Raw genomic sequence first — 19,942 nt, 5'->3', positions numbered from 1 at the left:
AGCCGTCGTCGCGACGATCAACTCGAATTGATCGTCCCTGGATCCTTCGGTGACCTGACGGTCGGCGACGGCGAGTTGCTGGCTGTGCGGGAGTCGGGTCAGGGTGACGAACTCGTCGCGGTGTCACTCACCGCTGCTCCGAAGGTTCGGACTCTCGTCTCGTCCCCGGGGTTTCTCGGTGCCCCTCGGCCAGGTCCGGGTTGGTTGGCCTGGACTGCGTGGAGTGAGCGCGACATGCCGTGGGACGCCTGTGAAATATGGGTGGCGTCCTACTCGCCAGGTGGTCAGGTCGGCGGCGCAGTGAGACTGGCCGGCGGTCCGGAGGAGTCTGCGGTGGAGCCGCAGTGGGGACCCGACGGGGCGTTGTACTTCGTGTCGGACCGCAGTGGCTGGTGGAACCTCTACCGGTGGGACGGCCACCGGGTGGAGGCGGTGGCGCCGATCGCGGGTGAGTGCGCTGCGGAGCCGTGGGAGCTGGGATACGCGTCGTATGGCTTCCTCGACGACGGCCGGATCGTCGTGGCGGTGCAGGAGGGGCCGCGACACCGCCTCGTCGTTATCGAGCCCGACGGCACTATCCGCCCGGTCGACCTTCCGTACACGTCGATCAAGCCGTACCTGGCCGTTCGAGGGACGACGGTGGCGTTGATCGGATCGTCGCCGACTGCGGCCCCGCAGGTCGCGCTCGTGGACCTGGCGGGCACCGACCCTGAGGTAGAGGTGCTTGCCAGGCCGGAGCACGCCGGACTCGACGGGGCGGGCGTTTCGACGCCGACGGAGCTGCGCGTTCGAGTGGCCAGTGGTCGGGAGGTGCTTGCCCTGGTGTATCCGCCGACGGGTGCGGCGGCGGACTGGCAGGCGTCGGTGATCGTTCGGGCGCATCCGGGGCCTACCGCGTCCTGCCTGCTGCGACTGGATTGGCAGGCGCAGTTCTTGACCAGTCGCGGGTTCGCCGTCGTTGATGTCGACTACCTCGGTAGCACCGGTTACGGCCGGGTGTTCCGGGAATCGCTGTACGGCCTATGGGGTCTGGACGACGTCGATGACTGCGCGGCGGTGGCGGTACACCTGCTGGCGACGGGGCGGGCGGTGCCGGGGCAGGTGTTCATCCGTGGTGCCAGCGCGGGCGGCTATACCGCGTTGCACGCGGTGGCACAGGACGGCCCGTTCGCCGCTGCCACGGCCGTGTCGGCGATCGTGGATCCTGACCGGTGGGCGCAGACGGTGCCCCGATTCCAGCGGGCGCACGCGATGCGGCTGCGAGGTGGTGCCGGCCGGGTCCGTGCCGCTGCTGTCCAACGGCCGGTGCTGCTCATTCATGGCACCGCCGACGAGGTCGCCGTAGTCGAGGACGTCCGCGACCTTGCCGAGGAGTTGACGTCTCTCGGTATGGCGCCCGAGGTGTTGCTTCTTGCTGATGTCGGCCACTACGTGGCGTCGTCCCATAGAGCGGGCGCGGCGCTGGAGGCGGAGCTGGCTCACTACCGCTCGGTGATGGCGGATGCCGCCAACCATCAACGGGGTTACACAGAGGCCAGCGGTAGTCGGTGACGCACATACTCGTTGAACTCGCGGACCTCCGGCTCGCACCGGTAGGGCTCGAGGTCTGCCTGTACCTCGACGATGCGCTGCAGGCAGCGGTGTGAGGTGGTTCGTGCGGCGTGGTCGACTGCCTCGCGTGCGGTGGCGCAGGCTTCGTCGATGCGGCCGGCGGCGGCCAACGACGAGGCCAGGAGCGCGGTGTCAATGGCGAGTCTCCGGACATGGGTGGGGCTCAGGGCGGTGAGGGCGTTACCCAGGTGCCGTTGGGTTTGCTGCGGTCGGCCCAGGTCGTGGAAGCAGTGGGCGATCTCGTCGGCGAGGTAGGCCGCGTCGAAATATCGGATCCACGCCGGCTCGTCGTCGGGCTTGCTACGGGCCAGTTCCCTCTCCGCGATGTCGAGGTGGGTCAGGCAGTCGTCTTCGCGTCCAAGGCGGGCGTGCGTGCGCGCCACCACCGCTTGCAGCGCGGCTGTCACAGCGGGCGTCGCCTGGGTCTCGCTTCCTCTCACCGCCGTCAACGCCATCCTGCGTGCCGGCTCGGGGTGCCCGCAGTGCAGCGCGAGGTGGCCGATGTTCACGGCTAGTAGGTAGCTGCCGTAAAGGCGGTCGCCAGCAGCTTCCGTCAGACGTAGAGCGCGAAGATAGCGGCGCTGAGCGAGGCCATGGGCGCCCGTGTCGACCGCCTGGTACCCGCAGAGCTCGAAGAATCCCGCCGCCAGCGTGTAGAGGTGCCGGCCGACAGCTTCGGAGGTGGGGGTGTTCGCCAACAGCCGGTTCAGTTCGCCTTCGACGTACCGCTGCACCTGCGCGTGGACTCGTCCGGCGCCGTGAGTGTGGTCCAACTGCCGGAATATCGCCAGAGCGGTCTCCGCCGCATGAAGATCCTCTTCGTCAACCTGGTCAGGCGAGCCGGGTCGTCCGACCACGGGCGGCCGGGGGTCCGCCGCAGCGTTCAGCCAGTCAAGGGCGGCGCGACCGAGGACACCGGGTTGGAAGGGAACACGGACGACCATGCCCGCCACCCCGGGCTTCTCCTTCAATTGGGTGGGCAGCAGGGTGTCTGGGTTGCCAGAACCGCTCGGGGAAGTTGCCCGCATGTTCTGGCTGTTGCGACTTCCCTCGAGAAGAGGTAGCAGGCGGGTCAAGGCCCCTCCGGCTTCCAACGCCCTGTCGCAGGCCTCGACGAATTCCCGGGATGGGAAACGGTCCGCTGTCTCGATCCGACGCACCAGGTCGGCGCTGAAGCGGATCATCGCGCCGAGTCGCGCCTGGGAGAGGTTGGCCCGCTCCCGCAGCCGACGTAGCTCTGCACCGAAGAAGTGGCGCTCGGACAGGGACGGCTGGAGCATCCGCGGGGTCTGGCCCATAGCACCGCCTCCTCGTGACTGTTCGCACCACTATGGCAATGATCAGTGTGACTATCGCGCACATAGGGTCACTCGGTGTTCAGCGCGGCGCAACCACGAACACCGAGATGCGTATGTACGAGAGACGCTCACCGATGGCGCACATGCGGACAGCCGCTTCGTCCGCATGCTCGGCATTCACTCCACCGACTCGCCGGGCGATTGTGGAGACATGCCGTTGGCTGCTCGTCGGATCCGCCATCGACTTAGCACGGGAGGCTGCAGTGCAGCAGGAGTCCGCTCCGCGCCGCGATCTTGGTACAAGGGCTGCGCCCCGGCCTTCCCGCCACACGAACGATCATGCTCATGGGCATCTGGGCGCTTACCCGGGCATCCATGATCGCCAGCAGGATGCGAGCTTCGACCGGCACCACATCGACTTGAGATACCCGTGTGACTTGGCGAGTCCAGCGGCTTGACGCTCTGTTGAGCCCGAGAAGAGCGGTACGGCGGACCACTCGATCGGGAGGTCCTGATGGAGAGGGAGAGAACCCGAATGAGTGTCGACACGGCGAGCGGCGAGGACCTCCACGCCGCAATGGTCAATCAGCTCGTCGCTGATCATATGGAGAAAGGGCTGGTCATGCGGCCCGAGGTGGAGGCGGCGCTACGGTCCGTGCCACGTCATCTGTTCACTCCGGATGCCGCGCTTACGGAGGCGTACCGGGCCGACCAGGCCGTGGTGACCAAGCGGATCGGCGACGAGGCGGTCAGTTCGGTGTCGGCGCCGTGGCTCATTGCGGAGATGCTCGGTCAGGCAGCCGACGCCGTCAACGGCGGGTTGGCGTGTCGGCACGTCTTGGAGATCGGTTCCGGCGGATACAACGCCGCGCTGCTGCGAGAGCTGGTCGGCCCCGAGGGCTCGGTCACGACCGTAGACATCGATCGTGAGGTAACTGACCGGGCCACCGCCTGCCTCACCGCGGCGGGTTACGACGACGTGGCCGTGGTGTGCGCGGACGCCGAGCAACCGGTCAACCCGGGCCGCACATACGACCTGATCATCGTCACGGTCGGCGCCTGGGACATTTCCCCGGCCTGGACCGCGCAGCTCGCCGAGAACGGAACGCTCGTCGTGCCGCTACGGACGTTCGGGATGACTCGCTCATGGGCGATGCGTCGGACCGGCGATCGGCTGGTCAGCCACAGTCAGCGGTTGTGCGGGTTCGTGTCGATGCAGGGCGCCGGGGCGCATGACGTGCGGTACGTCGATATCACTGACGGGGTGCACCTGCGGCTGGACGAGGACCAGCAGGTCGATCGTCACGCTGTTAAAGAGCTGTTGGCGCAGCCGCAGACGCAGGCATGGGCCGGAGTGAGCCTGCCCCCTCGTACCGTCCTGGCTGACCTCGACCTGTGGCTGGCGACCCGCATCACCGATGCGGGACAGCAGTTCGTCGTTCTCACGGCACAGCAGGAGGCCGTGGATGCCGGCGTCGTCGCCCCGGCGTGGCGCTTCGGCACACCGGCCGCCCTGACCAACGGCGCGTTCTGCTACCGCTCGACGCTGCGCTGGAACGACTACGACATGTTTGACCTCGGCGCCTGTGCACATGGGCCCGACGCCGCGTCGGCGGCCGGTCGGATGGTCGGACAGATGCGCGCGTGGCTGGATTCGGGCAGCCCTTCACCGGTGCTGCACGTCCTGCCCACTGGTACTCCCGACGGCGACCTGCCGGCCGGGACGGTGTTGAACAAGCGGCATTGCCGCTTCGTCCTCACCTTCACCCCCGCATAGAAGGGAAAGCACGTGAACGACACCGACACCTCGGAGTTCGCCCTGGACGTCAGCCTGGTCGACGCCGGCCCCACCTCGGGCGGCTACGCCACCTCCACCAACGACGGGTGCGGCTCCGGCAACACCGGCTCCAACGCCTGCACCACAAAGTGCGACGGCGGCAACTGACCCATCCGTTCCTCTCACGATCGGGCCCGGCGGCGTCGAGCACGCCGGGCCCGACGATTCGGTGGTGCCTCATGTTTCCCGCAGCTGGTGCGGCGCTGATCAGAATCGCCGCCTACCCCAAGGGCCTCGTTCTGCCGCCCTGGCCAGACATGGCCCACGGTCATCCGGATCAGTGGCGTGAGTGGCTGGACAAGACGTGGACGCTGCCTGGATTCGCGGCAGCCGTTACCGGCGCGGCACCGCAGCTCGCCGACCAGATTCAACGCGCTCTGAGCGGGGAACCCATGCCACCGCAGCGGCTGCGGCGCCTGGTGCAATCAGCGGTCCGGTACCTGCTGCGCTGGACCACCCGAGCGACCCCGTTCGGCACCTTCGCCGGCGTCGCCCCGGTCCAGTTCGGCGCTCGCGCGGCAGTCCGCCTGGGCGACGCCCATCGCGCGGTCCCCCGCCCCGACGGCCAGTTCATCGCCGAGCACACCACGCGGGCCGAACACGACCTGGCCACCCTGCGCACCGCCCCCGTCGTGACGAACTCATTGGGATACCGGCGCGGCGACAGGTGGGTGCTGCCCTGCGCCCGCGCCAGCGCCGATCGGCGGTGGGACGTCGAGATCCGCCTGACCAGCCCAATCCGAGCCGCGATCCAGGCGGCGCGGTCCCCGGTCAGGTTCGCCGACCTCGCCGAGACGATCGCTGTACCTGCCAGCATCGCCGACGCCGAGCGGCTGCTGGCCGACCTGGTTCACACCGGGGTGCTGCTGTCGGCTCTCCGCCCGCCCATGACCGCCACAGACCCGGCCGCTCAGGTCGCCCGCCACTGCCTCATTCCGGAGCCGAGCAGCCGGACCGCCGTCGATCTACGTGCCGACATCGCCGTGACCCTGCCCCCGCCGGTCCTGCACGAGGCGGAGCGGGCCGCGTCGACCCTCGTGGCGGTAGCGCCACCACCTACCCCCGGATGGACCGAGTACCACAACGCGTTCATCGAGCGATGGGGTCCCGGAGGGGCTGTTCCCATCCGTGAGGTGCTGAACGTGCTGGGCTTCCCGGCCGGCTACCGGGGATCCACTCGCCGCGCCCCAGCGCTATTCACCGCCCGCGACCGCCTGCTCGGCCAGCTCGCGCAGCAGGCCGCACTCGACGGCTGCACCGAAGTGGTGCTCGACGACGCGCTGATCGACCGGCTCCGCGGGAATGACGACCGGCCGCCAATCCCGCACACCGAACTACGGTTCACCCTCGCCGCCGATACCCCGCACGATCTCGACCGTGGCGCCTTCACCCTGACGGTACTCAGCGGATCCCGCCACGCCGGCGTCGCCGCGGCCCGGTTCCTACACCTGCTCACCTCCGCCGAACTCGCCGGATTCCAGCAGGTCTACCAGCATCTGCCGACCGCCCTGCCCGGCGCGGCCCCACTCCAGATGTCCGGACCACCCCTTGACGCCCGCCTCACCGCAGTAGCCCGGACGCCCGAGCTGCTGCCCGTCCTCCCTGTCGGCGAATTCCACCCGGCACCGCCGTACACGATCGAGGACCTGGCGGTGACCGGCGACGGACGCCGGTTGTGGCTGGTATCGCTGACCACCGGTCAGCCCCTCGAACCGTTGCTGTTCAACAGCGTCCTGCTGCCCACGCTGCAGCAGCCGCTGATGCGGTTCCTGGCCGAGATCTGGACCTCATGGACGGCACCATGCAGCCGGTTCGACTGGGGACACGCCAGCGGCCTGCCGTTCCTACCCCGCCTGCGACGGGGACACACCATCGTGCACCCCGCCCGCTGGATCATCGACCACACCGCGCTTCCCGCTCAGGGGACAGAATGGGCGCAATGGTGTGACGCCTGGCAACGACACCGCCTCCAACGGCACATCCCGGAGCAGGTCCTGGTCGGCGATGACGACATACGCCTACGCCTTGACCTGGACAACCCCGCCCACCTGGCGGTCCTACGCGACCACCTCGAACGGCATCCCCGCACCGTGATCACCGAGGCCCCAGGGCCAGCGGGCTGGATCGACGACCGCCCCGCCGAACTCCTGCTCACCCTCACCCACCCCACGCCGGCCGTCAGACCAGCCCGACCAGCCCGACCAGCCACCACTGTCCAGCACTGGCCAGGGCAGTCACGGTGGATCGAAGCACACCTACACGGTCGGCTCGACGACATCCTGACCGACCTCGCCCGCCGCCCCGCCGACCACCTCCCAGCCGGCTGGTGGTTCCTGAGGTATCCCCACCCCGAGCCGCACCTCCGGCTACGCATCCCGCTTCCGAATACCGGCCGGTTCGCCGACACCACCCGCCACCTCGCCCGCTGGGTGCAGCACCTGCACGACGACGCCGTCGTTCACGATTACAGCCTGCACCCGTACCGTCCCGAAACCCGCCACGGCGCCGCAGCGACCCTCGCCGCCGCCGAGCGGGTGTTCGCCGCCGACTCCCGCGCCGCCCTGCACCGGCTCACCGGAGACCGCCAAGCCGCCACCGCCGCCGGGATGATCACCATCGTCGAAGGCTTCATCGGCGACGGGCCACGCTGGCTCGCCACCCACGTCCCTCACCAGACCGGCCCCCGCCTCGACCCCGCCCAGCTCGAACACGCCCGACGCCCAGTGCATGACGAGCGGCTCGCGGCAGCGCTGGCCGCCTACCGCTCCATGGTCGCCGACGACGGGCTCGACCCCGACGACGTGCTCGGCGACCTGCTGCACCTGCACCACGCCCGCATGATCGGCGTCGACCCCACCTCCGAACAGCACTGCCTGCGGCTGGCCCGCACCATCGCCCGCACCACCCTCGTGGGGGCGTAAGCCGTGACCACGGGACAGTCCCTCGCCGACGGCGCGGCCGGCATCGCCCTGCTGCACCTCGAAACCGGCAACCGGCCGGCAGCATACGAGGCACTGCGCGACGCCACCGACGGTGGCGTGAGCATCAGCGACGGAGCCAGCCTGTTCTACGGCGCCCCCGCACTCGCCTTCGTCCTCGCCACCACCGACCACCCCGGGCTCGCCCAGGCACGAGCGGCCACCGCCGACGGCACCGCCACAGTGACCCGCCGACGGCTCGACACTGCCCACCGCCGTATCGACCGCCACGAGCAGCCGCACTACGCCGAGTACGACCTCATCCGCGGATTGACCGGACTCGGCGTCGTCCTACGCCGGCTCGGCGACCACCAGCTGCTCCGTCAGGTCCTGGACTACCTCGTCCGGCTCACCGAGCCGTGCGACGAACTGCCCGGCTGGTGGTGCTGGAACGGGTCCGAACGCCGCCAGCCACCGCCCCTAGGCGGTCACGCGAACCTCGGTATGGCGCACGGCATCACCGGTCCCTTGGCTCTGCTCGCCCTCACCCTCCGCGACGGCATCACCGTCGCCGGACACACCACGGCGATCGACCGCATCAGCCGATGGCTGGACGCCTGGCAGCAGCACACCGACGGCACGATCTGGTGGCCGCAAACCATCACGCTCACCGACCTACACCGCGGAACACCGGCCCAGCGAACCCCGCTGCGGCCGTCCTGGTGCTACGGCAGCCCCGGCATCGCTCGCGCCCAGCAACTCGCCGCACAAGCCCTGCACGACACCACCCGCCAGCATCTCGCCGAGACCGCGTTCACCACCTGCGTCACCGACCCCGAACAACTCCGGCGGCTCACCGACCGGGGCCTGTGCCACGGCACCGCTGGCCTGCTGGCCACCGCCCGCCGCATCGCTTCCGACGCCCTCACCCCCATACCCCTCGATCTCGTCAACGATCTCCACCGGCATGCCATCCCCGCCACCAACGAGCCTGAGGGCTTCCTCGACGGGAAGGCAGGAGCCGATCTCCTCACCGCCGCCACCACCGCCTGGGACGCCTGTCTCCTGCTCACCTAAGGAAAGAGCCACCGTGGACAACACCACCTGGCACCAAGTCAACATCACCCTCCCCGGCCAGACCACCCGGGAGCGCGAGCAACAGGCGGTCATCCACCTCAGCCGAGTGCTTCCCGCCGCTGAAACCGCCGGCTTGATCGCCTGCTGGTGGTTCATCCGCAAGGGCGCCTGGCGCATCCGCTACCTCCCCACATACAGCCCAGACAGCGGTGACCAGGTCCGCCGGCTACTCACCGAAGGGGCCAACTGGACCAGCGACATCTACGAACCCGAAACCCATGCCTTCGGCGGCCACGACGCCATGACCACCGCCCACATGCTGTTCCACCACGACAGCCGCCACATCCTCACCTACCTCCACCAGCACCCCACCACCCGGCGCGAACACTCACTGATCTTGTGCACCACCCTGATGCGCGCAGCAGGGCTGGACCTCAACGAGCAAGGCGACGTATGGACACAAGTCGTCGCGCATCGCGCCGCATACCTCAACCAGGCTTCCCCAACCGATGTCCCCAGGTGGGAGAGGTTCACGGGAGAGGTTCGGAGACTGCTGCTCGGTGTGCCTCGCGCCACCGGTGACTGGCACACCGCATTCGCGAACGCCGGCGCAGCCCTACACCGCCAACGGGGAAGGGGCACCCTCACCCGTGGCCTGCGGGCAGTAATCGCACTGCACGTGATCTTCCACTGGAACAGGCTCGGCATACCCGCCACCACCCAGGCCACCCTCGCCCAAGCGGCCCAGGAAGCCATCTTCGGAGTACCCGATCCGCACCTGCCAGAACCCGGGTGGACGCACCAGGAATGAGTGGAGGAAGGCGCCCATGCCCGAGAAGGTGATCACTACTACGTGTCCCGGGAGACGGCCGAGGAGTCGACCATCCCGCAGCTTGCCGCCGGCGAGTACGACACCCTCTTCGGCGCAGAGCGGCACATCTGACGTTCGGGCTACCTACCTACGGGCCGAGCCTTGACCTGCGATGCAGGCCAGGCAGGGGGTTGGCGTTCCCGCAGCCGTCACGAGCGTGTGCCAGGTCAGTGGCCGATACCCAGGCCAACGGCGGCGGTCATCACATTGTGAACAAGGTGCGGGAGAGGCGCTTCCAGGCTGCTGTGGCGAAGCGGCGAAAGCGGAGCTTAAGCGGAACATGAGGGTTCTCTGCGCGCTCTATGATCTTTCTGAGGAGCGCCTGGCGAAGTCGGAAGCGGTGCTGCCGATACTTCGAGCGCACCTTCGAGGACGCGTGCGACAGGCGGAGGTACTCCGCGATCAGCGGCGCGAGCGGAATTTTGGTCATAACCAGCTCGTCGCGTGCAGGCTTGTCTCGGCCCTTACGCGTCCAGCGCAGGCCATGGCCATCGGTGAAAGTGACGACGATCTCTACGGGCGGCACCGTGCGCGTGGTTTGAAGTGAAACGAGGTTTACGTACCAACGCCTCGGCGTGTCGAACTCGTGAACCGCCGTTTTTACCTCGCTCGGCTTCAGTTCAAGGATGCCGTCCGGGTATTCAAGTCCGTCGTCCCGGGCGAATTTGAAGCGGATCCAGAGGTCCGAGATCGTGTGGGGGCTGTTGTTCGTGATGCTGTACCTGACGCCAAGCCAACCCTGCTCACGATCCCCGAGGGGATCCACCGTGGTCAGAACGAGCCACGCCTGCGCGCTCTGAGCGTCGAGTTTGTCCTCGCGTCTGAGCCGTTGGTCATGGCGCCACACCATGAATGCGACGATGACGGCAAGTGCGGCGAAGACGGCGGCACCGAACGTCGACCATGCCTCGAGCTTGTCGGTCCAGTTTGGCGTTTCAGCGGCGGCAGCATAGGGGTTCATTGCGACCAGCGTACGAAGTGGTCGCCGACGAGGTCTTGGGCGATTGCGGACGCCGGCCCGGCGTGGCGAGCTGGAGGTCGGCTCCTCTACGCCTGCGGGTGCGGTGAGTCGGCGCCGTTGTGTCGCGCTCCTGCTGGAGCCGGCTACGACTGTCACGATCATTCTAGGAAGCCGAAGCCCTCGGCCATGCGTCGCAGGGCATCGGTGATGAGGTCGTCGACCTGCGGTGGCGGTACCGGCGCGGAAGTGACGGCGATCGACATCTGGGGGAGCGAGTCTCGGGTGGGCTCGCCGAAGGTGGTTAGGTCGATCAGTTCCTGGAGGTCACGGGCGCGATTGTTAGGCGGGGTGTTGGCCTGCTCGGCTTGAAGGTGGAGTTCCGTGACGGTTGGGCCGGCGGGGAGTTGGTCCTGCGGGTCCGCGGTCACGGCGAGCGGGAGGTGATGGTGCGCTGTGGTCCAGGCTGCGGTGTAGAAGCGCTGTAGGTCCTGCAGACCCAGCCGGGTGAATCCGTTGGTTGGTGCGTCGCCTGGAGTTGGCAGGGCGGTGATGTCGATCCGTAGGTCGACGATAGCCACGATGGTGGGCTGTAGGCCGTCGGGTAGCTGGAACCGTGCCCAGAGCCCGAGGGCGGTGCGTCCGGACTCGCCGGTGAAGCGAAGACGGTAGTTGGCGAAGCGCCGGTCGTTGTAGCCGTCGTCGTCCGGGGTGCGCTCCCAGCTCTCAGGGTCGGTGGACAGGCCCATGCGACGGGCCATCGCTGTCGCAAGCGCGGGAAGCGGACCGGCGGCCAGGGCGGCAAGCAGACGCTTACGGCCTGCTCCGTCGATAGCACGCTCGGCATGCTGCCATAGCATTCGCACCGCGCACCGCAGCCGGAGGTCCATACAGTCGCCGGTGGAGGCCCACCGGTCCAGCTCGCGCGTCTCGAAGCTGAAGCGCAGCTGCGGTTGCCAGCGCCAGAGCCCCTCGTCGCCGCGCACGAGTTCGCCCGGCCCCCACTGGCCTCCGTCGAGGACAATGTTGCGAGAAGCCGCGCCGATGAATGGAGGCGACGCGGACCGGACCGGGTAGCCGACGTCGGTGAGCTGCCCCGGGCTCGACGCCCGCAGCGCGTCCCAGATGGTGGCGTCCATCGCGACCGGGTCGTGCCGTGCCTGGGCGCAGATCACCGCCTCGGGCTGCCCGAGGCCGCCTTCGAAGTGCTGTACCCAGCCGGGGCCGTCGTCGTAGACCTCACTGGTGGGTTCGCCGAGAACCTGTTGGCCGCCGGCTGCTTGGTAGACCGCACGGAATGCCCGTTGATTGCCCGGCGGCCCTTGGCCGACCTGAATGGTGGGCGGGCGGAGGGCATCATCGATGCGGTTCAAGGTGGTGAAGGTCTTCGCGAGCACGTCCGCTGACGAGATGAGATGGGAGAAGCCCTGCCGCACCTCGGGGTAGGCGTCGAGGTACATCGACAGTGAGTTGGCGTCCCACAGGGCGATGTCTTTGAGGCCGAGCCGATCGGCGTATCCGCGCAGCAGGGTGTGTATGCGGTCGATGCCGCCGTTGGAGGGCGCACTGGACAGCCGCACGTTTGTGGCGATGATCAGGTACTCCGGGCGGCGACCTGCGGTCACACGCCGCCGGGTCGGATCGAGCCACGCGTCGAGTTCGGGTTTGATCTGCTGTCGGAGCCACTCGGCGTCCTTGTTTCCGTACCCACTGCGGCGGTACTTCGCCTGCAGCACTCCGTAGCCGTTCCAGCGACCGCTCGCCCCGGCGTGGGTGAGTGGGCCCTCGAAGGTCGCCTCGCGCCCTCCGTCGGGACCGTCACCGAACGCCTGGATACCGACTCCGAGGACATGGACGGCCAGTGCGCGGCACAGGTCCTCGAAGGGACGCTCTCCCAGTTGGTTCAACTCGTGCATCACCGGACCATCATCCGGCCTCCGGTGATGGAGGGGCGGCAGCACCCGTGCCGATCGGATCGCGTCCGCATCCTCGGCGCCTGCCTGCTGGGGCCGGCGTAGTCGCGCGGGATCGGTCATCACCAGCGACTGGTCTCGGCGAGCCTCTCCGAGTTGGCATCCAGTGAGATGTCGGACCGACTGGCTACTCTGCTGGCGCTGCGGAGGCTATCGATCCCGTGCGGGAGTTCCCATGCAAGGTCAGAGCTTTAAGTTGGACGTACATCTCGGTGACCATTCCCTCGAAGGCTCCACCCTGACCTGCTGGAAGCAGTTTGGCGGGAAGGAGACCTGGTCCCTCGACCTCCCAACAGTGCTTTGGATCCTAGAAAGAGTCGCGGCCGGCGAGGGCGATGCGCGGGAGATCCGAGACGATCTTCTTCAGGCAACAAGGTGGGAGAGCGCCTGCTGTAGCTCTTGCGACCTGGCGATGTCCCACTACGCCGAGGCCCGCCGCGGCCATGAGCAGATTGTCCAGCGGTGGAGGGAAGAGCAGCAGCCGCTGAAACCTGACAGCTACCTCTACCTCTTGAACAAAGGCAAGATCCACAGGTCGAGCTGCCGACGCCCACCCCGCCCGGCACCGCCGCAGTTTCCCGAGGACTTGCACGCCTTCGGGGTGCTGCTCGAAGGACATGGTGGCGACCTGGAACAAGTCCTCAACTTTGTTGCTGGCCAGGCAACGGGTGGCGCGCGCAAGATCGGCTCGTCGGAGGTGGTCGCGATGTTGGCGCGGGACGGCGTCGCGGCGGTGAAGAGCCGACTCTGCGGTGCGTGTAAGCCTCGTCTACCTGACCTTGACCCGGCCACACCCGAAGGTAGACCGGCGTGCTGGGCGTGGGTTATGCCCTCACACGACGCCATGGCGGCGGCCGGAGTTGCCCCGGCGACGGTCGGCCCCTACGTGCTGCCCTATCAGCGGGCTGCCTACGCCGAGTTGAAGCGTTGGCACGAGGGCCGCTGCGCGGTTTGCGGGCAGGGTCATACAGTCGGCAAGTTGGTGAGGGACCATGATCATGCAAGCGGGCTGATTCGCGGCCTGCTTTGCTCATCGTGTAACACCGCCGAGGGCCGGGCCGATTCGCTGTTATTCGACAACTACCGTCGCCGACCGCCCTCGGTGATCCTGGGGATCGAAGTGCTCTATCTACCTGCCGGCTTCAAGCCGGGAACGCACCATCTCGGTGTCCCAGCCCGGTGAGTGAGGGCGGGACGGAAATCCCAGGCCGTGGAGTACCAGCAAGCAGCCCGTTACGGCGCAGCTGTCCGCAAGCGACACGTACCCGGGGCCACTGATCGCTACCAAGCTGCCCCGGCTGACACCGGAGCTACCGGACTTCGAACCAGAGACCTCCGTCTTCGAGGAGGTAGCAGTCGAGACCTTGCTCCTGACGGAGCCGTCGCAGCCGCTTGGCCAGTTGTACAGCCGTGTCGATCAAGGATGAGGCAACTCGGTTCCGATCCGTGACAGGACGGGTTCCATTGCCGCCCACATCGTCGCGCTGGCCTCTCGAGCGCCTTCGCGTCTGGCCTATGTTGTGCCGGCGAGCTAACCGGCGGCGAGCCCCAGCCCTGGCAGAAGCCAGGGCAGCCAGCCGCTCATGGAGTTAGCCAACTGCCCAGGTTGCATGGGGTCCCGGGGCGGCCCGATGTGCACACGGTGCTGTGGCACGGGTAGCGCCTCGCGGGCTGGTGGGGTGGCAGGTCACCGATTTTGGGGCGGGAGCGGTCGAGTCGCCTGGCTAGGTAGTTAGTTCCAATGCAAAACCGCCCGCGCACTGCCCCAGGCGGCCCCGCCGGTCCCAGCGTCCAACGGCGGTACCGCCTGGCGGTGAGCGGCTCGCGTCGCCCCTCGGAACTCGCAGTCGGCCGGACTACATGTATTGGGCGTACCGCGTCGCGATTTCCTCGGTCGGGTTGCAGAACCGGAGAATCTGTTTGACCTGGTCGGCCGTGCGGAGGGTGATGGGGAACCGGCCGTCGAGTTGTGACTGGTTCCAGTTCATCTTGCTCAGGGCGAGGATCTCGGTGGCGAGTTCGTGTGGGCTGATGGTGAGTCTTGCTGGGCGGAGACCGACCGGTCGGGGGACATACATTCCTGGGTAGGTGGAGTAGAAGTCGACGCTGCCTTTTGTGTAGACGAGGTGTTCCGTCGCCGAGAGGGTCATGAACGTTCCCCGCAGCGGCGGGGCGGCACCGGGGCGGAACAGCAGGGTGTCCTCGCTGTTGGTGATCCAGATGAGGTCGAGGGCGTGTAGTTCCCGATCGTCGGCCGCGGCCGTGAAGCCGTCGACCTCGTTGGGGTTGAACCGGGACGACTTGTGGATGGCCACACGCGCGGGGAGGGTGCGATGTTCCCGCTTGTAGACGGCAAGGGCGTTGAGGAGCAGGTTCTTGGCGTCGGAGGCGAGAAGGTGGGGTTGTTTGTCGTCGCGGCTGACGTGTGCTGTTCCGCCTCGAACGATGACGCCGTCGCCGCGCTCGTTGAAGATGTGGGCGACCGCGGTGTCGAGGGCCTCGGAGGATGAGGTGCGGTAGAAGGAGATACCCACGTAGCAGGTGGCCAGGTCGGTTGACGTCCGTCGCAGACGCCACGGAACTCCGCCGGCCTTGTAGTAGAGCGCGACGTGCAGGTTCCATGCTCGGGTCGCCTCGTCCTGTCGACTGCGACGTGGGGGAGGCGGTGCTGATTCGTCCCAGGTGCTGCGCCGAAGGATCTGGAGCGGTTTGCCGAGGCGCAGCGCCCGGGCTTTGAGCAGGTCGTGGAAATTGGCGATGACGGGTGCATTACCTCGGCCGCGCCGACGGCTGGTGTCATGGTCGTCAGCCTTCGGCGCGGAGGCGAGGTGCACGTCGTCGAGGGTGTCGGGGCGGGCCACGACGATGACATCGACCCTGTTGTCCTCCGCGATCGCCTCCAGCTCGTCCATGTAGGCGTCGACCATGGCCTTCACCGCCAGTTCCCCGGGCAGGCTGGCCGCCTTCTCGAGTGCGCGAGGGGACACCTCGCGGCAGTTGCGGCCGGCGAAGGTCAGGGTGGTGAAGAGGCCGACCTGGGCGTCGCATCCGGGGAAGGCGGGAAACAGATGTGGGTACCTCGCGTCCTTGGCGTCGATCGGCTGTCGGCAGCGATCGATCCACCGTCGGAGGCCGTCGAGGTGATCTCGGGGCCCGACCAGGCCGAGCCGCATGGTGGTTGGGGCGCCGTCGAGTCCGAGGTCGGCCGGACCGTAGGCCGCTATGCCGAACCGAGGATCGACGTGCCGCCCGCCACCGCCGAACTCCAGCTCAGGCTCGTTGAGAACGTCGATCTGCATCAGTCACTACTCCGGCTGTCATGGCCTCGGGGACGTGGCGCTCGCTTCGTCGCTCGCCGGGGCGAGCGGAGGTTCTTCGACTGGGCCGGAGGGTCGGCGGCCGCGGTCATCTCGCTGAGCAGCGAGAGAAGGTCGTCCTGGTCCACCGGGACCCGGTTCAGCGCTCTGTCCCCGCCGGCGTTAACCCGGTCGTCGGTGGGATCGTCGGCGCCAGTGCCAGGAGCTGGTCCCCACCAGTCGTCGTCGATGCCGCGGTCAACCTCGAAGGTCAGCAACTTGCCGAAGGTGAGCAGAGAGCGGGCGCTCAGGAGGTCGCCCTGGAAGTAGCCTTCCCACATTCGGGTCCAGCCGAGGACCGAGGGGTGTCGTTCCAGCCGTTTGATGCCGGCGAGCAGCCCGTCGGCGAAGGATGACTCCTTCCAACCGTCGTGAGTGAAGCAGTAGTCGATGTCGAGGTGGCAGAGCCATTGCCCATCGATCCGCCGGAATCGTGGGTTGACGGCGGCGTGGTGGTAGTAGCTCACCCGCTCGGGCTCGGCCTTGGAGTAGTGGGGCCCGAACACCGTACGGCCGCGTCTGCCGTTGCCTCGGCCGACCACTCGAGGAGCCAGATCGCGAGTGGCACGGAAGTGGAGGTGATGCCGGTCCTGGTGCCACTGGACATCGCGCCTGCGGTCATTCACGAGCGTTCGGCGCAGCAGGTCGCCGAACTGATGCAGCCGATCGTCATCATCGCTGTTGGCCCACTCGGCGGTGTCGTGCCGTTCGACTCCGCCATCACATAGCCCGCGAAGTGGCTGGTTGCGCAGGTCTCCGAAGCTGATGACCATCTTGTCGTGCAGGATCCAGGCCGTCCCCTCGCCCGGTGCTTCCCGCAGAATCTCCCAGGCTGAGCGGTAGCCCTCAACGACGGCCGGTGCGACGAAGATGTGGTCGGGGAATCCTTCGACGGGTAACAGGTTCGAGGTCAGCAGTTCCTTCTTCGGCGGCGGGGGCAGGAAGAGACCAGAGTCGCGGGGCACGCCGATGCGGAGCATCGCTGGGGCGGCGGACTTGTCGAAGACATGTGTTTGCTTGTTGACGGTCACCGTCCCTTCGGTGCGTCGCCGGGGGTCACTGAACTCCGCTCGGATGTCTACCCACCAGGCCAAGTCCTCCGCCGGCCGGGAGAGCACCACGATGACCGGAGCGTTGCCGCCGAGCCAGTAGTCGAGGTCCTCCGGCCGCGGCGTCCACTGGAAGCTCTCCGATGTCTCGAAGGTGTGAGGACGGTTGCTGGCCTTGCTTTGCACCATGATGATGCGGTTGAGCGCGTTACCGTCGGCGACGAGTTCGATCTCCCCGTCGATGCCGTGGTCCACCCGCCTGTCGTGGTACAGGAAGCCCATCTCGTTGACTCGGCGGCTGATCATCGAGACCCCGCCCTCGCCGATCAAGGTCTGCTGACTCACCCTTTTGCCCCGCTTGAGCGGCACGTCCATCACCCCACGTCTCTGCCTAACCCGCCCGCCGCCGAGGACGTACGACACCCCTTCAATTATCGGAGGCCAGTACGACAGTTCCGAACTTTGGCCGACCAGGGCCATTCTCGGCCTTATCGGTGCGGCACCGTCGGGTCTCCGAGGGCCATGGTTTCGCCGGAACAACTCTGCGTCACCGGACGCTGGGATACGTGGTGATCTCGCTGTCGCCCTCGACCGCCCGAGCCGGATGACTTGAGGGCGACGCCCTGGCGACGCTGACTGTGAAGGCGTGGGTATCTCGGGAAGCAGTCGGCCCGCCACTACGAGCGCCGTTGAGATACCTCTTCTCCCAGCGTGCGCTGACGTTGCCCAGCGCACGAACGTCGTGTCGCAGGGTCAAGCCGCACCCCGTGTGACTAGACTCGGCGCTCGAACAAGCGTGCTATCTCTGGGGGTGTTCATGTCCAGTGGGCCTGTGGATCTTCCGGCCCAACCGTGCCGAGACCGACCACGATCGGCCAGATGAGCACGCCGATAAGCCGGTCCACGCCGTGGGGAGGCAGCCCGACGACGTTGGTCGGGTCGAGGTCGTGCTCGGGGACGGCGCTCGTGTGCAGGCGTACCGCCACGAGGTCGTCCTCGGGTGATTCGGCGACACGTATCGGCACCCCGAAGGAGCAGCAGCCATCGCTCGTCGATCTGGTGGCGAGCGGCGTACAAAGGATGGCGGGCTTTCCGTGGCAGTGGATGACGGCCTGGTGGAACGCCTCGCGACGTGGTCGCCTTGGCTGCCGTTCGCCAACGCGGTCGTCCACGCGCCGCGCCTGCCGGGCGTCTATCTTGTACGGCAGGATGCCGACGGAGGGCTGATCTACGTCGGGATGGCCGGCGAGCGAAACGGGCAGGGCATCCGAGGACGATTGACCGTCTACCAGCGAGGCAAGGGTGCCGTCAGCGGGCTGGGCGAGGCGGTCCTCGACCGAGCACTTGCCGACCCGGACTTCGTGCGGCAACGCCTCGACGAACTGGTGAGCGGAACAGCGAAGCGGGCTACGGTCTGGGCGCAGGATGCCATCGCTTGGGCCGATCTGCACGTGAGGTGGGCTGTAACGGAGGACAAATTTGCAGCTGCGACACTGGAGCGGACAGTGCTCGATGCCTTGAGGACGCTGCCGCTCTGGAATCGAGCACGCTGAACTGCGGTCGCCCCCGTTCGGCCACGCTGCCCTTATTACGCGAGGTTGCCGCAGCACCTCACCCTGGCTCTGGACAGCCTCGTCAGCCTGCGGCCTGTCGACGGTGACCGCGGCGGACGGGCTCTACCGCTGGTCGGCGGGTCGCTCGTCAGACCTGGCCAGCCGCCCGCCGACGACGTTGAGTTCGGCGGTGAGCCCCCTGCACCGGGGTGCAGGGGGCTGCGCCGGGCCCGGTGTGACTCCCCGCATGGGCAAGCCCAGATACCGGCCGTCAGCCGTTCGGTGGCGCGTTAGTACGGTACGCGAGTACACCAGCGTTCTTCCGCTGATGGCCACCGGCTTGCTGTTCTCGTTGGTCCTGACATCCGCGCCGATGCCGACGATCGCGTCGGCGGCGTCAGCGGGATCCTCGCCGATTCGCTCGGTGGCCAACTTGCACGCCATGCCGAGCGCTGCCACCAGGCGTTCCACCTCCGGCAAGGTGATGGTCACCGGCTCGGCTTCGGCTATGACTTCGCAGTAGGTGGCGGCGGTGTCACCACTCACGCTGGTTGATTGTCACCGTCTTGCGGGACGGGCCGAACCGCGTGACCGGGCACTACGAGCTCCAGAATCCGCAGCGCCGCCGTGCGCCGGTCGGGGTCGCTGGTGCGCAGTGCCGTCACCGTTACGTACGAGATCACGACCCAACGGGCGAGCCCTGCGAGCAGGAGGCGGCCTAACACGCCAGCGAGGGACGAGGAAAGGGCAGCCGACACGGTATCCCCCTCGGGATTCACGTGCCGGGCGTCCCATTTCCGGCGGTGACGAGCGGCCCCGTCTCAGACGGTCAGTTGTCCTCGCAGCCTATCAAGCACCGCCCAAATTTCTCTCCACCCGGATCGCCGGCGGCCGGACTGCCTTCCCCCGGCGGAGATAGGCCGCCTCCATCTCCCGACAGAGAGTCGTGGAGATCGCGAAGCCGTGATGGCCCCGCCAGCACGCCAGATCACTGGCAGCCTCGGCCATGTCGGCATCAACGAACGCACCGAGCCGCCAACCCACCGACCTGCTACTCGGGTCGCCAGGTGCTGCTCCGTGTGCCGGAACCCAGCCGTCCACGACCACGCCCCCAGCGGCATCGTAGAGACGTACCAGGACGTTGCTGCATTCCGGACAGACAACTTCGCCGATGCACCGTTGACTCTCGTGACGAGTGTCGCCGCATAGAGCGGCCCTTGCTGGCTCGACCAAAACTGCATCTCCAGCACGTTAGCCATCGAGCGGCCCAGTCGCTTGACGATGAGGCCGGAAGCGGAGCAGTTCTTGCCGCTGGCACGTGGTGCCCCCTCTTGACCGGCCAGGCCCCGTCGTCGCGTCCTGCCAACTGCCAGCCAAACTAAGGGACGTCTCGTAACCCCGGTGTCTGTCTGCTAAGGATGATCATCGAGGATGCCTGGGT

At 67.6% G+C, this 19,942-nt stretch carries 15 protein-coding genes; 9 read left to right on the top strand and 6 right to left on the bottom strand.

The features are described from left to right. Positions 1-363: 363 nt before the first annotated feature. A complete protein-coding gene (locus tag V6U86_RS31395; RefSeq protein ID WP_334509809.1) occupies positions 364-1,551 on the top strand; it encodes a S9 family peptidase in 1,188 nt (395 codons plus the stop codon). Here V6U86_RS31395 and V6U86_RS31390 read toward each other — a convergent pair. Continuing rightward, positions 1,524-2,909: a helix-turn-helix transcriptional regulator gene (locus V6U86_RS31390; protein WP_334509756.1), complete on the bottom strand. Its 1,386-nt coding sequence runs from the start codon at positions 2,907-2,909 to the stop codon at positions 1,524-1,526. The two genes, V6U86_RS31395 and V6U86_RS31390, sit on opposite strands and share 28 nt — an antisense overlap. A gap of 535 nt (positions 2,910-3,444) precedes the next feature. Between V6U86_RS31390 and fxlM the strand changes: the two genes are divergently transcribed. From fxlM to V6U86_RS31365, 5 genes are all read left to right on the top strand, one after another. After that, positions 3,445-4,686 (top strand): methyltransferase, FxLD system, encoded by a 1,242-nt coding sequence (gene fxlM, locus V6U86_RS31385; protein ID WP_334509754.1) that lies wholly within the window; start codon positions 3,445-3,447, stop codon positions 4,684-4,686. A gap of 12 nt (positions 4,687-4,698) precedes the next feature. Further along, complete coding sequence (gene fxlA, locus V6U86_RS31380; RefSeq protein WP_334509752.1) at positions 4,699-4,854, top strand: FxLD family lanthipeptide; 156 nt, start codon at positions 4,699-4,701, stop codon at positions 4,852-4,854. Positions 4,855-4,925: 71 nt separating this feature from the next. Beyond that, positions 4,926-7,667, top strand: a complete 2,742-nt coding sequence (locus V6U86_RS31375; protein ID WP_334509750.1) for a lantibiotic dehydratase — start codon at positions 4,926-4,928, stop codon at positions 7,665-7,667. Positions 7,668-7,670: 3 nt separating this feature from the next. Next, a complete protein-coding gene (locus V6U86_RS31370; RefSeq protein WP_334509748.1) occupies positions 7,671-8,741 on the top strand; it encodes a lanthionine synthetase C family protein in 1,071 nt (356 codons plus the stop codon). A 13-nt stretch (positions 8,742-8,754) separates the two neighbouring features. Beyond that, a complete protein-coding gene (locus tag V6U86_RS31365; RefSeq protein ID WP_334509746.1) occupies positions 8,755-9,552 on the top strand; it encodes a thiopeptide-type bacteriocin biosynthesis protein in 798 nt (265 codons plus the stop codon). A gap of 262 nt (positions 9,553-9,814) precedes the next feature. On the opposite strand, the gene V6U86_RS31360 is transcribed toward V6U86_RS31365, so the two are convergent. Continuing rightward, positions 9,815-10,573 (bottom strand): hypothetical protein, encoded by a 759-nt coding sequence (locus V6U86_RS31360; RefSeq protein WP_334509744.1) that lies wholly within the window; start codon positions 10,571-10,573, stop codon positions 9,815-9,817. A 158-nt stretch (positions 10,574-10,731) separates the two neighbouring features. Continuing rightward, positions 10,732-12,489 (bottom strand): hypothetical protein, encoded by a 1,758-nt coding sequence (locus tag V6U86_RS31355; RefSeq protein ID WP_334509742.1) that lies wholly within the window; start codon positions 12,487-12,489, stop codon positions 10,732-10,734. A gap of 466 nt (positions 12,490-12,955) precedes the next feature. Here V6U86_RS31355 and V6U86_RS31350 point away from each other — a divergent pair, with 466 nt between their 5' ends. Beyond that, positions 12,956-13,726: an endonuclease domain-containing protein gene (locus tag V6U86_RS31350; RefSeq protein WP_334509740.1), complete on the top strand. Its 771-nt coding sequence runs from the start codon at positions 12,956-12,958 to the stop codon at positions 13,724-13,726. Positions 13,727-14,399: 673 nt separating this feature from the next. On the opposite strand, the gene V6U86_RS31345 is transcribed toward V6U86_RS31350, so the two are convergent. Beyond that, positions 14,400-15,842: an argonaute/piwi family protein gene (locus V6U86_RS31345; RefSeq protein WP_334509738.1), complete on the bottom strand. Its 1,443-nt coding sequence runs from the start codon at positions 15,840-15,842 to the stop codon at positions 14,400-14,402. Beyond that, entirely contained in the window at positions 15,842-17,293 is a 1,452-nt protein-coding gene (locus V6U86_RS31340) for a DUF4365 domain-containing protein (RefSeq protein ID WP_334509736.1), read from the bottom strand. The genes V6U86_RS31345 and V6U86_RS31340 overlap by 1 nt, the downstream gene beginning before the upstream one ends. Before the next feature lie 479 nt (positions 17,294-17,772). On the opposite strand from V6U86_RS31340, the gene V6U86_RS31335 reads away from it, so the two are divergent. Then, positions 17,773-17,952: a hypothetical protein gene (locus V6U86_RS31335; protein WP_334509734.1), complete on the top strand. Its 180-nt coding sequence runs from the start codon at positions 17,773-17,775 to the stop codon at positions 17,950-17,952. A gap of 90 nt (positions 17,953-18,042) precedes the next feature. Next, on the top strand, positions 18,043-18,501 hold the full coding sequence (locus V6U86_RS31330; protein WP_334509732.1) for a hypothetical protein: 459 nt from the start codon (positions 18,043-18,045) through the stop codon (positions 18,499-18,501). Between the two features lie 123 nt (positions 18,502-18,624). On the opposite strand, the gene V6U86_RS31325 is transcribed toward V6U86_RS31330, so the two are convergent. Continuing rightward, complete coding sequence (locus V6U86_RS31325) at positions 18,625-19,047, bottom strand: hypothetical protein (protein ID WP_334509730.1); 423 nt, start codon at positions 19,045-19,047, stop codon at positions 18,625-18,627. Between the last annotated feature and the right edge of the window lie 895 nt (positions 19,048-19,942).

The sequence above is a fragment of the Micromonospora sp. CPCC 205558 genome (assembly GCF_036902955.1).
GTDB lineage: Bacteria > Actinomycetota > Actinomycetes > Mycobacteriales > Micromonosporaceae > Micromonospora.
Note: the sequence above shows the minus strand (reverse complement) of the source record. Positions and strands in the feature narration are given on the sequence as shown.

What these genes read in the sequence shown, in the direction of transcription:
- V6U86_RS31390 (WP_334509756.1), bottom strand. Translation starts at nt 2,909, where the DNA reads ATGGGCCAGACCCCGCGGATGCTCCAGCCGTCCCTGTCCGAGCGCCAC.
- V6U86_RS31350 (WP_334509740.1), top strand. Translation starts at nt 12,956, where the DNA reads ATGTCCCACTACGCCGAGGCCCGCCGCGGCCATGAGCAGATTGTCCAG.
- V6U86_RS31360 (WP_334509744.1), bottom strand. Translation starts at nt 10,573, where the DNA reads ATGAACCCCTATGCTGCCGCCGCTGAAACGCCAAACTGGACCGACAAG.
- V6U86_RS31345 (WP_334509738.1), bottom strand. Translation starts at nt 15,842, where the DNA reads ATGCAGATCGACGTTCTCAACGAGCCTGAGCTGGAGTTCGGCGGTGGC.
- fxlM (WP_334509754.1), top strand. Translation starts at nt 3,445, where the DNA reads ATGAGTGTCGACACGGCGAGCGGCGAGGACCTCCACGCCGCAATGGTC.
- V6U86_RS31375 (WP_334509750.1), top strand. Translation starts at nt 4,926, where the DNA reads ATGTTTCCCGCAGCTGGTGCGGCGCTGATCAGAATCGCCGCCTACCCC.